Here is a 13,672-nt window from a genome sequence, read left to right on the forward strand (position 1 = left end):
AACTATTTACCTAAAAAGAGAACACTCAATCAGGAAACGTACCGATTGAGTGTTTTTCTTTGTCTTATCAAGTGCCCTATACTTGAACTAGTCTTGTGTTGATTTAGCTGATACATCCCATATTTCCTTTGCATATTGCAAGACGGTATAGTCAGATGAAAAAATCCCTGCCCCGGCTATATTTAACAAAGCCATTTTCTGCCACCTTAGGGTATCTCGGTAGATCTGATCAACTTTTTCTTGAGCAAGTCGATAATCTTCAAAGTCTCTCAGAACAAAATATTCATCACCATATTTAACAAGTGAATCAAAGATATCCTGACCCTCTATTTCAATGCCTGGGATCGTCCCATCAATGAGGGCATTCAAAACACGATGAAGAATCGGATTATGAATATAATAGTCATAAGCATGATAGGATCCATCATGATAATATTGATAAACTTCTTTATCTGTTAAACCAAAAATGATGATATTGTCTGGTCCTACTTGATCTCGAATCTCGACATTTGCGCCATCAAGTGTTGCGACTGTCACGGCTCCATTCAGCATCAATTTCATGTTGCCTGTTCCAGAAGCTTCTTTCGATGCTAATGATATTTGTTCGCTAACATCGGCCGCCGGAATGATACGCTCTGCTAATGACACACTATAGTTTTCAACAAAGACAATTTTTAATTTATCCCCGATATGATGATCATGATTGATCATGTGAGCGACTGAATTAATCAATTTGATAATTTGTTTGGCGTACATATAGCTTGGTGCCGCCTTTGCACCAAAGATAAAAACCCTTGGATATATATAGGCATTCGGATTTTCCTTTAATTTAAAATATAAACTGAGAATATGCAGAAGATTAAGTAGTTGTCTTTTATAGGCATGCAGTCTTTTTACTTGAACATCAAAGATTGCATCAGGATTGAGTGTTAGATTCATCGTCCTCTTTACATAATCTGCAAAACGTTGTTTGTTTAATTTCTTGATTTGTGCCAATTTAAATAATGTATCCTCATCATTCTGAAACGCTTTCAAATTAGTTAAATCGGTTGGATTCACCTCCCAATTAGATCCAATTTTGCTATCAATAAATTGACGTAATGGTTCATTCGAGAGTAATAACCACCGTCTTTGTGTAATGCCATTTGTTTTATTGTTAAATTTGGAAGGAAAAATGAGATAAAAATCATGTAATACTTTTTCTTTAAGTATATCGGTATGCAGTTTTGCGACGCCATTAATGCTATGGCTCCCTATAATGGCTAAATGGGCCATTTTGATATGTCCACCCTCGATAATCCGTGTCCGTTCAATCATATGATCATCGTATCGATACCTCATATCTGCAGCATATCTCTGATCGATCTCACAAATAATCTGATGAATTCGGGGCAATAATGTACTCATCATGTCAATTGGCCATTTTTCAAGTGCTTCAGACATAATGGTGTGGTTAGTGTAACTCAATACTTTTTTGGTAAGGTCCCACGCACTCTCCCAATCCATTCCTTCATCATCAAGCAAAATTCGCATAAGTTCAGGCACACACAATGCCGGATGGGTATCATTAATATGAATAGCGACTTCCTCTGAAAGATGACTGATCGGTAAATCTTTTTTCTTAAATCGACGAATGATACTTTGAATCCCCGCTGAAACAAAAAAGTATTCTTGTTTCAGACGTAACAATCGACCATCATAATACGAATCATCCGGATATAGAACTTCCGAAATATTTTCAATTTGGCTTTGTTGCTTTAGAAAAGCGCCATATTCATGACTCTCATCTTGTGGATGCATCTCAGCCGACCATAGTCTTAGTGTATTCACCGTCTGTTCATTATAACCAATAATTGGCGTATCATATGGAACAGCTAAAACGGCTTCTTCATTTTCATAACGCGGGACAAGCCTTCCAGATGAGTTCTCCAACCACACGTTGCCATAAAATCGAACGGTTACGGCCTTATTAAGCCGTCTAACTTCCCATATATTCCCGTTTCTCAACCAATGTTCAGGTATTTCCATTTGGTAACCGTTCACAAATTTTTGTTTAAATAAGCCATATTTATAGCGTATACCATTCCCATGACCAGGAATCGCACATGTCGCCATGGAATCCATAAAGCAGGCGGCTAGACGGCCAAGTCCCCCATTTCCAAGTCCAGGATCTACTTCAAATTCAATTAAATTTTCAAGATGGATACCAAATTCTTGTAAGCCTTTTTGTACCACTTCAAGGATATCCAAATTTAACAAATTACTTTTTAGCATACGGCCAAGTAAAAACTCCATAGAGAAGTAATAAATCTGCTTTTCACCTTTTTTTAGATAAGATTCATTTGTATTCTTCCAGTCATTTGAAGCATACGTACGAATCAAATTGCCTAATGTAAAATATTGTTCAGAGACCTCAGAATCTTTTATATCTAATGAATAAAGCTCCGTTAATAAACGCTGATAGTCTTCTTTAAATTTATCTTTTGTCAGTTTCATCGATGTACCCTCCATAAGTGGTCAGTCATACTTCATATGCTTCTATCCACTTTCATAGAACTTTATTAAGAGGTCTGACTTTAGATATTTTTAATAACAAGCTAAATTCATTGGTGATCAGTGACTGCAACCATTATATTTAATAAGCAAGGATGTTATACAATAATAGTGTATTAACCGTGATGTATTACAATACATTGTACCTAAAAATTTAAAGAAAAGTCATTTATTACTGTCGTTTCCACAAGAACAAATAGGCGAATTTTGTCTTTTTTCGATACCTGTCACCATTGATTTATTTGCTTCTTTATTTGCCTCTTGTTAGACTTATTAATAGGAGTTGATAAATTATCACAAAAATCTCACAAACGAATACAAGGTTTTTCTAAGAATGGCAACGGAATATTGAAGGTAAAATATCCATAGAGAATATGGTTCACACTTGAGATAATACTGCAGTAATACAGATAATATTTACACGGAGGGGAATCATTTGTCGGAAAATGTAGACAAACCGCATAATAAATTAGAAATTTTTTTTAGATCTCTATTGGCGCTGGTTGGTGTTGCAATACTTGCCATGGGCGCTATGTTATGTAAACAAGGAAGCGTCGGACTAGATCCTTTTACAGCTCTTAACCTAGGCATATCAGAAAAAATCGGCTTGAGTTTAGGTGTTTTCCAACTTATCATGAACGTTGTTATTATTGTCATTGTATTATTATTAGACCGAAAAAAGATTGGTATTGGTACGATTATTAATATGGTTTGTGCTGGATTTATGATTGATTGGTTTTCAGATATTTATTCCCTTTTATTTAATTATCAGCCAACCATACTCACTAAAATGGCTAATGGGATCCTCGGTTTACTTTTCTTTACGCTCGGTACTTCGATCTATATGACAGCGAAAGTTGGCGTAGCCCCTTATGATGCACTTGCTCCCATTGCATCAAAAAGATTGCATATCAAATATAAATTTTGCCGTATGATACAGGATATTGGATTTATGGCTGCGGCCTTGATTGCTGGGGGACCTATTGGCCCTGCTACAATTATCATCTCATTCTTTGCCGGTCCATTAATTACCTTCTGGGATAATCATTTTAGCAAAAAACTTGTAGAGAGTGTGGCCGACTTCGGCAAATATCCTTCTGGGAAAAAAATCGGACTTGGTCTAGATACTGCCGGTAAATATACGGTTAACCTCGTCAAGTACAGTTACAATCAAACGGTTATTACACAAGAAAAGCTGTCCGGTTATTCCGATGAACAATTAGAAGAACGAGTCCAACAAACACGTCGAACCATGAAAAACATGAAAACTGTTTTTAGTAACACTGTTAAACTATACGGGATATTAAAAAAAGAGGAATACATGAGAAAACGAGCATTGAAACACCAGAAGAAAATTGAAGAAAAAAAAGACATGCCTAATCGTAAAGTTTCAAAAAAATGAATTTAAATGTCCCCTTTTATTAACCAGATAGTAGGTCCATTTTCTATCTGGTTTTTTTAGTGCCTCATTTATGTTGGGAGCGGCTCCATTATGTTGTGAAGTGGATCAATATTTTGTGAAGTCCTCAATTATGTTGCGAAGTGCCTCAATTACGTTATCGAGTGCTCAATTCCTCCTTGAAGTGCCTCAATTACTTTATCAAGCAGCTCAATCTGTCACTGAACTGGCTCAATTGCATTATCAAGTTCCTCAATCTCTCTATGAACCGCCTCAATTACCTTGTCAAACGGCTCAATTCCTTTATGAGGTGCCTCAATTACGTTATTAAGTGGCTCTATCACTTACTGAAGTGGCTCAATTGCGCTTTCAAGCAGCTCAATCCCTCCTTGTAGCAGCACAATTCCCTAACGAAGGACCTCAATTCCTAAGATGCAATTATACAAAAGTTTTCTAAATGTGTAAAATGAGGAAATCCTTTTCCTATTTAACGAAAGTGACATGTTTCACTCATCTTGATTTTGGGTAAATTAAATACAATGTGATGTGGATAAAGTCAATATAAGGAGTTTTGAAGTCATGAAAGCGTTAGTTTTAACTGGAATAGAACAAATGGAAATCCAAGATATCCCTGACGAACCTTTAAAGGACAATGAAGTTAAAATAGAGATGAAATATGCTGGCATTTGCGGCACAGATAAGCATCTATTTAATGGTTTACCTGGATCTGCTAAGGCTGAACCCCCAATCATTCTAGGACATGAAAATTCTGGAGTGATTACTGAATTAGGACCTAAAGTTAAAAGTAATCTCAAAGTTGGTGACCGCGTCTCAATTGATCCAAACATTTCATGCGGTTTTTGCTCTTTTTGTCATGATAATAAGCCTCATCTTTGTGAAAATATGGAGGCTATCGGCGTCACTCGAAATGGTGGCATGGCTGAATATGTTAATGTCCCTGAAACAAATGTCTATAAGATTCCAGATCACTTAAGTTTTAAAGAAGCGGCTATGGCTGAACCGGTTAGTTGTATGCTACATGCAATTAATCAAATAGATATTAAATCTCATTATACGGCTCTCGTTGTCGGGGATGGATTATTAGGACAGTTGTTTGTTAAATATTTAACAAATCACGGTATAAAAAAAGTCGATGTAAGCAACCGTAATCCTAAAAAAGTTAACTTACTCAAAAAAATTGGGGCAACAACCGTTTTTAATCCCGAGGAAACTGAACATCATGAAAAATATGACATCGTCATTGAATGTGTCGGTGTAACAAAAACACAAGAACGGGCTATCGCTTCTGCGAGACGTGGGGGGCAAGTTCTCATGTTTGGTGTCGGAGCTCCAGAGAATGTTATACAAATTAACCCATATGATATCTTCTTTAACGAGCTAACCATCAAAGGAGCATTCATAAATCCTCATTCAATGAATGAAGCCATCCATGTCCTCTCTAATAAATCACTCGCTGTTGATGAGCTCATTACTCACGAATTTTCACTGGAACAAGTTCCTGATTTTCTATCTGGAAAGATAAAAGAAAAAATCACAAAAGCTGTGATTAATTTAGAAGCATAGAAACATTAAAAGACATCATTGTTTTAAAATGCTAATAATATGAATTTTAAACATTGAGTATAAAACCGATAAAAAAGCATAACCACAAGCTAGGTAAAATAACTTTGGTTATGCTTTGTTGATATTATTTTTGGTTTTCCGGTGTCTGACTCCATTATCCTCACATGATTTGTATGATCTCTTTTAGGTCAACCTCTTCTGTTTGTTCTAAAGTAATATGTTTATTCTCCGGAAGATTTGTAAAAATAATCGGTGTAATGACAGACGGTACCTTGTCTTTAATTTCATCTAAATTAAAGGTTATTAGAATATCACCTTTAGTAATGTATTCACCCTCTTTTACATATACTGTAAACCCTTCACCCTTCAGATTAACCGTGTCTATTCCTATGTGAATGAGAATTTCAAGTCCGTCATCACTTAGTAAACCAATCGCATGTTTCGTTGGAAAAACACTTGTCACTTTACCATTAATAGGTGAAATGACAATACCATCCTTAGGATCTATCGCAAATCCTTCTCCCATCATCTTTTGTGAAAACACTTGGTCGGGTACCTCTTCTAAGTTCAATAAGTTTCCTTTTAGAGGAGAAGAAAAGGCTAAATGACCCAAATTAGTTGTCAGGGTCACGTTAGAAGGTTTATTCTCAATGTCTAGATTGGCCGATACTTGTGATAGATCAAAAGGTGATTTTAATTGGTTTTTCATAGAATCCGCGACAAATTCAACATTGGTTCCTACAATAACCTGGATATTTTTCTTATTTAGTTTAACAACACCATGTGCACCATGTTTTTTTAATGCATGTTCATCAGCAAGTTGAGAATCTTGGACAGTCAATCTTAATCGTGTTGTACAATTATCGACACTGGTAATATTACTTACTCCACCTAAATCCTGTATAAATTGTGCTGCAATAACTGCATATTTATCATCCGAAGTAATTTTTTTGAATCCATTTTGATTGTTCTCAATAGTATCATCATCGTCTTCCCGTCCCGGTGTTTTTAAATGCAAACGTTTAATTAAAGAGTAGAATACGATAAAATAGATTCCACCATAAATTAATCCTTGAACAATTAATAAAATTGGTTTTTGAGCGATTCTGAAGTTTAGAAAAAAATCTATAGCTCCAGCAGAAAAACCAAATCCAGCATGTATTCCTAATAGATAAGATACAGCCATTGAGCTTGCCGTAAGTAATGCATGTATGCCGTATAATAGTGGTGACAAAAACATAAATGAATATTCAATAGGTTCAGTTACACCCGTAAGGAAGGAGGTAAATGCAATACCTATGAGCATCCCCGAGACCGCTTTTCTTTTATGTGGTTTAGCCGCAGCAATCATAGCTAAGCATGCCGCTGGTAAACCGAACATCATGATTGGAAAATAACCTGATAAGAACAGTCCTGCTGATGGATCATGTTTAAAGAACCGTGTAATTTCACCATGTGCACCATGGTAGTCTCCAAATTGAAACCAAATAAGTGTGTTAATAACGTGATGCAAACCTAGAGGAAGTAATAATCGGTTAAGCATACCATACAACGCAGCACCAAATGCACCTAAATCATACATCCATGTACCGAGTAAAGCAAAAGCATGTTGCACACCTGGCCAAACAAAACCAAAAATAAAAGCAAGTACAATCATCGCTGCTGAAGTAATAATGGGAACAAAACGTCTGCCTCCAAAGAAGGCTAACCAATCAGGTAATTTAATTGTATGAAATCGATTATATAATAAACCAGCAATAACCCCTGTGACAATACCACCTAATGCATCTAAATTTACTTCTTTATTTAAAGCTTGTACACCTGCACTTAACACAAAATAACCAATTGCTCCTGCTAATCCCGCAGCCCCATTGTTATCCTTTGCGAAGCCAATAGCAATACCGATGGCAAAAATAATAGGCAAGTTGGCGAAAATAGCATTCCCTGCACTCGCAATAAATGGAATATTTAACAAGTCTGGTTGACCCAACCGCAGCAATAAAGCTGCTGCAGGTAATGTTGCAATTGGAAGCATAAGTGCTTTACCAATCCTCTGAAGAAATCCTAGCACAATTAACCCCTCCCTAAAAACACAATAATTTCATTACTGTTACAATTTTCTTTTTATTAAGAAATATTAATGTATTAACTATTACATAATTTTATATAGTTGTCTATACATTTAATATGATTTTTTTTTGGAGTGAGTTGGAGAAATCCATAACAAGGTTTTTTGTGAGGAATAAATTTTTAATTTTATTTTTAAGGATAGATTCCCTATACAGCTTCTACTTTCACAGTTCGGAACTTCACCCTAGAGATTACACCCGTGCTAGGCACATAAAAAAACGGTACAAATCTTATTTAGACTTGTACCCGTTAATTATTTTATTTAGTTTACTGTTCCATGTTTCAAATTCTAAGTGATTCACTTCACTGTCCTTGCCAATTGAACAAATGCGTTTATTTTGTCTTTTTTCGGTGCCTGACCCCTTTATTTTAGACTAAATATCCTCGACCAATCTTGTGACATTTTCACCACACGTTTTACATTTTCCTGTTAATACAACACCCATTTCATCGTTAATTATGGAGTAATCAACAATCGTAGTTTCCCCACAGTTAAAACAAAACACATTATTTATGAACATATTTTGTACTTCTTTAGTTAATTTTGACCATTTTTGTGCTGCTTCAAAATCAATTATAGACATTCACTTTCACTTCACTTTCAACTTTATTGATATTTAATTCTACTTAACAATCTCAACCCCAATTTGATTAGCTTCTATAAAGTCAAAGACTTCTTCCGGTAAGATTTGGTCAGTGATAAAAACATTAATGTCTGAAGGCTGGGCAAATATGGCTATCGAGCTTCTATTCACTTTACTGTGGATCAAGTAAAACAATCACTTTGTTAGCAGCAGGCACCATAATTCATTTAAATTCAACTTCATAAAAGTTAAAATCCGAAAAACCATCCTTTATATTAAAGGCATAGTTGGATGTAAATAGTATACCATTTTCCACATTCACTTAAGCTCACTGATTTGTTTCGTTAATTCGTTAAATTTCTTATCGAGTTCGGTGTATGCTTGATCTTTTGGAGTCATAAAGCTAAGCTTTCCCAATACTTCTTGTCTTTCGGTTTCAAGCTTAAGGCGTAATTCTTCCAGATGATCTCTCTTCGGTGTTACGTCACTCAACTGCTTTTGTATGCGATTGTTTGAAATGATGAGTTGGCTGTTCGTTAGTTTTTTAATAAAATAACGATCATGAGATACCACAATCAGTGTTCCATTATACTCTGCTAAAGTGTCTTCAAGTTGTTCACGTGAAGCCAGATCAAGATGGTTCGTCGGCTCATCTAATATAAGAACATCTTTTTCTTCTAGTATATAGGCCATTAACTTGCACTTAACACGCTCGCCCATACTCATATTTCTTATGGGTTCTGTCCATTGAGAAGCAATAAACCCCAAATGCTTCATTAAATTTTGAACGTTTCCTCTCTCTTCAAACGTTTCTTTATGAAATAGCTGCGCTGGTGTTTGTTCTAGTGGTAGATCAAACACTTCTTGTGTTAAATAACCAATTTTTACAGATGGGGAGATCCATACCTCTCCTTTAGTTGATTCCTTGCCAACTAATATTCTCAATAACGTTGTCTTCCCACTACCATTGGCCCCAATTACAGCCACCTTCTCACCATGCTGAATCGTAAAATTGGCATTTTTAAAGAGTGTTCGCCCCTCAAAAGACTTTGTTAAATTTTTCACTTCTAAAAATCGTTTTCCTACCTTGTTATTTGTATTAATCGAAAATTGCACCTGATATTCTGACTCAACGGGCTCTACTTTTACTTTTTCGAGCTCTTTTTCAAGGCGTTTTCGTTTGGATTTAATCTGTGAATCCATACGTTTTGCTTTGACTCGATAATATTCTTTGAAACCTTCTTTTTTCGTCGATTGTCCATGAGCTTGTTTCGACCAAGACGTGAGCTCATTGATTTGCCCTTCAATCCGTTCAATCATCTTTTGCTGTTTTTCATACTCACGTTGCTGGGTAAGCCGTCTCTGTTTGCGAACGTCCATATAGCTTGAATAATTTCCTTTGTGTTCAATGAGCTTTTTACCTTCAATTGACCATATTTTTGTTGTTACAGCATCTAAAAAATAGCGATCATGCGAAACCAAAATCACGGTACCTTTGTAATTTTTAATTTGTGTATGAAGATATTCTAAACTCGGCTCATCAAGATGGTTTGTCGGTTCATCTAACAATAAAAGATCCGCGTCTGTTGAAAACCCTTTCGCCAATCGTGCTTTAAGTTTTTCTCCGCCACTTAATTGTTGAAAATCGTGGTTTGGCACATGCCACTTATCAAGCAGTTTAATTTCATTAGGACTTTTATCTTCAAAAGAATGCGATTCAGTTTCTTGTTCAACCATAACGATTTTCAAGTCTCGTTGCATCCTTTGTATATGCCCTTTCGTCGGAATTAATTCTTGAATAATTAATTGCAATAACGTCGATTTACCGGCTCCATTTTTACCTATGACGCCAATAATATCCCCTTGCTGAACAGTGGCATTAACATCTTCAAAAAGATATTGGTCCATTACTTCATAGCTAAGATTTATTAATTTTAAAAGTTCTTTCATATTATCGATCCCTCTCTTAAAGGGAGAACAAAAAATCCTCCCAATTTAGTTGGAAGGATTAGCCGTACCAAAGCATGATCAAATAAGCTATACGCAAACTGCTCTTTCATATTTTAACGAAAATGGGTAGACTAATCCTATTTTGTATGATTTGAAATATGTGATTTCAAATTTTAAAAATAAGATTAGTTAATCATCGTCCACCCATCACCTCTTCTAATGCTTGTTAGTATAAATATATCATAAAAAGTGTGACCAAAACAATAGATATTTGGAAGATAAAATTGGTGTTGTACGATTTAAAAGGAGATTTGCCTCTTAATAAAACGATACGTCTTCGTTATCAAATCCATATTATCTGAGCCACCACTGTCCTGTCTTTTTTCGGTGCCTGGCCCCTTCATTCCGTCTCTTTCATTTTATCTAGTAACATAATGGTATCGACTAAATGATTATTAAATATTTGGCGCGAAATGTCTAGAAGTTCAATAATCATTGGATCTTGCAGAGAGTAGATCACACGGTTGCCATCCTTAGTTCCAGAGACAATATTTTTTCCACGAAGCACGGTCAGTTGTTGCGATACCGTAGAACCTTCAGTCCCAACTAAACTTTGGATTTCATTAACACTTTTTTCGCCTTCAGCCAAAATCTCTAAAATTCTTATCCTTAAAGGATGAGCTAAAGCTTTAAAAAATTCTGCTTTAAATTGGTGCATTTCTAGATTCAATTTCAACTTTTCTCCTTCCATTAAATAAATGTGGGGATTTGTTCTCTATTTCATTAGATTTTGAATACATCTGACATTCTCTAAAAGCAAAATGTTTGCAACCTAAACATTTGGTTCGATTCACTTGAGAAAGAGCATAATCAATGGCATCATTTGTATGCTCAAAAATATGATCCTCACCAATGAGATCATATAGACCTGTTTTCTTAAGGATCGCTGCCGGTTGTTGATTTAATCCAGATACAAGCACAATCCCGGTCTTTGAAAAATCTTTTACAATACTTGAAAAGTAAGATTCCCCCGTCGTATCCATGAACGGGACTTTACTCATTCTAAGTAGTAGTATCTTTGGCTTGTAATTGATCGTATTCATAATACTTGTTTCAAACGTCTGTGCTGCCCCAAAGAATAATGGACCTTCAATATTATAAATACTCAGTTGTGGGCAATCATGCTTCTCTGTCACGATACCAGATTCCATTTTGTCATTCTCGTGATTAGGCAAAATTTTGACAGTTACCATTATATCACTCATCCGCTTAGTAAAAATAATAACCGCCAAAATCAATCCAAATTCAACGGCCACGGTAAGATTCATAAAGACTGTTAATAGAAAGGTAACCATTAAAACGAGAGAATCACCTGTTTTGGTTGCAAGGACATTGTAAAAGACCCGCCTTGCACTCATATTCCAAGCGACCACCATTAAGATCGGTGCCATACTGGCTAATGGTATTTTAGACGCGTAAGGGGCAAATAAAAGTAAAACGAGGAGTACAACAAGGCCATGAATGATTCCTGAAACGGGTGATACAGCCCCACTTTTAATATTTGTTGCTGTTCTTGCAATGGCCCCAGTAGCAGGAATTCCTCCAAATAACGGAGTCACCATATTTGCTATGCCTTGTCCAATCAATTCCTTATTACTATTATGTTTATCTTTGGTCATACCATCAGCTACAACGGCTGATAATAGCGATTCAATAGCACCCAATACAGCGATCACAAAAGCTGGCTGAATCAGGTGTGTCACACGATCGAATGTAATCGTTGGTATATTGAAATGAGGCAAGACACCAGATATTTGTCCGTAAGTCGAACCAATCGTTGCCACATGATTCGGATAGAGAAAAGTCGCCATCAAAGTTGAAAAAACAAGTCCAACAAGTTGACCTGGTACTTTGGGCAGTATTTTCGGTGTAACTAATATTGTTATTAAGCAAATAATCGCCGTACCTACACTATAAATATTTAGACTGTGTAAATGTTGCACGATTTCTCTCATATTATCTAGAAATAACTCATGTTTTTTCACATTAGACAGTCCGAGAAAATTGGGAATCTGTCCGGTAAAAATAATAACAGCAATACCTGTTGTAAATCCAATTGTCACTGGTCTTGGAATGAATTTAATTAAGGCACCTAATTTAAAAATGCCCATTAAACAGAGGATTACACCAGCTAAAAAGCCAGCAATCAATAAATTTTCTAAACCATATGACATCACGATTCCGAACAATATGGGGATAAAGGCACCGGTTGGACCGCCAATTTGAAATTTAGATCCACCAAATAATGAAATACAAATACCCGCAATAATAGTTGTATAAATTCCGAGTTCTGGCTTGACGCCTGATGCAATTGCAAATGCCATCCCCAGAGGAATGGCGATAACTCCGACAATAAGACCTGCAATCAGATCTTTTTGAAGATCTTGAAGAGAATACTTACCAATACGTAGACCAAACTTCTGATGCATAACATACCTTCCCCATTTTATAATATTTCTATATCTGATTATTTGAATATAGCATAATACGAATCTACGCTATCTTCTTATGGTTGTCAATTCTTTTTATATGAGATAATACAAAAAGACCCAATCAAGAGACGATATTGTTACATCTTCTTAATTGGGAATGATGATATCCTATTTTTGCAATAATTTAGTCTAATCAAAACACGAACCAAAGAGTTAATTAAAAACGGGATCGTTTTAGCATCTTCTACTTTTAATATAGATTACCTAAGCGATCCAGCCAGACACTACCACACTTTAACTCAGGGTGAGCAGAATAGCTGCATTTTTTGATTGTTATTCCTGATATTAACATAATGATGAATTACCTAAAAACACCTCGTCATTATTCTCATATTTTTAGAACCCAACCGTGCCAGAACTTTTTGTTTGCTTTTCAGTTATTTTAATATGGGTTACTTTATCTAGAAAAATCTTTGTTAGTACCTTTTCTTTACCTTTGTCTTCAGTAAATGTGATGACACCTTCTATTTGTAGATTTTTTTCAGCTTCTTCAAAACTCACAGCTTCAACACTATTCACACCGATACATTTATCGCCTACATAATAATTTACATCGTATTCCACCGATATCATCTCCTCATTAATAGTATTCTAGCGGATGGAAGAAATTCCTTCTTCATAACATGATTCTCATTAATTTTATAAAAGGATCGTTTATAGAATCGAAGAGAATTGAATTTCATTGAGTCAATATGACCAAGAAATTCATATAGAATGGAGGAAGTGAATTAAATCATCCCCGTTAATTAGCGGTTACTAGCTTAAATTTTGTATCGTATAAAAAGATAAATGTATAGAAGGCATGTCTCTTAAATATGAAAATAGTCACAGATTAATTATGGTAAATAATTACTTATGGCGGATGGACAAACCTATTAATGAAGCGTAATTTTATAGATAATTCTTATTATTAACAAAAT

The 13,672-nt window shown here is 35.4% G+C and carries 11 protein-coding genes; 4 read left to right on the top strand and 7 right to left on the bottom strand.

What is annotated here, in order from left to right; genetic code table 11:
• Positions 1–87: 87 nt before the first annotated feature.
• The gene (locus tag GMB86_RS07075) at positions 88–2,496 is read right to left on the bottom strand and encodes a glycogen/starch/alpha-glucan phosphorylase (RefSeq protein ID WP_155218148.1); all 2,409 of its coding nucleotides are present in this window, start codon (positions 2,494–2,496) and stop codon (positions 88–90) included.
• A 493-nt stretch (positions 2,497–2,989) separates the two neighbouring features.
• On the opposite strand from GMB86_RS07075, the gene GMB86_RS07080 reads away from it, so the two are divergent.
• From GMB86_RS07080 to GMB86_RS07090, 4 genes are all read left to right on the top strand, one after another.
• On the top strand, positions 2,990–3,955 hold the full coding sequence (locus tag GMB86_RS07080) for a YczE/YyaS/YitT family protein (RefSeq protein WP_230459028.1): 966 nt from the start codon (positions 2,990–2,992) through the stop codon (positions 3,953–3,955).
• Positions 3,956–4,055: 100 nt separating this feature from the next.
• The gene (locus GMB86_RS07085; protein WP_196220150.1) at positions 4,056–4,283 is read left to right on the top strand and encodes a hypothetical protein; all 228 of its coding nucleotides are present in this window, start codon (positions 4,056–4,058) and stop codon (positions 4,281–4,283) included.
• Positions 4,284–4,409: a hypothetical protein gene (locus GMB86_RS15960; protein ID WP_268987297.1), complete on the top strand. Its 126-nt coding sequence runs from the start codon at positions 4,284–4,286 to the stop codon at positions 4,407–4,409.
• 122 nt (positions 4,410–4,531) lie between these two features.
• A complete protein-coding gene (locus GMB86_RS07090) occupies positions 4,532–5,536 on the top strand; it encodes a zinc-dependent alcohol dehydrogenase family protein (protein ID WP_155218152.1) in 1,005 nt (334 codons plus the stop codon).
• A 160-nt stretch (positions 5,537–5,696) separates the two neighbouring features.
• Here GMB86_RS07090 and nagE read toward each other — a convergent pair whose 3' ends face one another.
• The 6 genes from nagE to GMB86_RS07120 all read right to left on the bottom strand — a co-directional run bounded on the left by nagE (position 5,697) and on the right by GMB86_RS07120 (position 13,316).
• Complete coding sequence (gene nagE, locus GMB86_RS07095) at positions 5,697–7,607, bottom strand: N-acetylglucosamine-specific PTS transporter subunit IIBC (RefSeq protein ID WP_329602798.1); 1,911 nt, start codon at positions 7,605–7,607, stop codon at positions 5,697–5,699.
• Between the two features lie 433 nt (positions 7,608–8,040).
• A complete protein-coding gene (locus tag GMB86_RS07100; RefSeq protein ID WP_155218154.1) occupies positions 8,041–8,250 on the bottom strand; it encodes a hypothetical protein in 210 nt (69 codons plus the stop codon).
• A gap of 318 nt (positions 8,251–8,568) precedes the next feature.
• Positions 8,569–10,200, bottom strand: a complete 1,632-nt coding sequence (abc-f, locus tag GMB86_RS07105; RefSeq protein WP_155218156.1) for a ribosomal protection-like ABC-F family protein — start codon at positions 10,198–10,200, stop codon at positions 8,569–8,571.
• Positions 10,201–10,600: 400 nt separating this feature from the next.
• On the bottom strand, positions 10,601–10,930 hold the full coding sequence (locus GMB86_RS07110; protein ID WP_155218158.1) for an ArsR/SmtB family transcription factor: 330 nt from the start codon (positions 10,928–10,930) through the stop codon (positions 10,601–10,603).
• Positions 10,905–12,689 (bottom strand): SulP family inorganic anion transporter, encoded by a 1,785-nt coding sequence (locus GMB86_RS07115; protein ID WP_155218160.1) that lies wholly within the window; start codon positions 12,687–12,689, stop codon positions 10,905–10,907. Before GMB86_RS07115 ends, GMB86_RS07110 begins: the two co-directional genes overlap by 26 nt.
• Positions 12,690–13,088: 399 nt before the next feature.
• Positions 13,089–13,316 (bottom strand): hypothetical protein, encoded by a 228-nt coding sequence (locus GMB86_RS07120; protein WP_155218162.1) that lies wholly within the window; start codon positions 13,314–13,316, stop codon positions 13,089–13,091.
• Positions 13,317–13,672: the final 356 nt, after the last annotated feature.

Origin of the sequence: Terrilactibacillus tamarindi, from assembly GCF_009718825.1 — a bacterium.
Taxonomy (GTDB): Bacteria; Bacillota; Bacilli; order Bacillales; family Sporolactobacillaceae; genus Terrilactibacillus; species Terrilactibacillus tamarindi.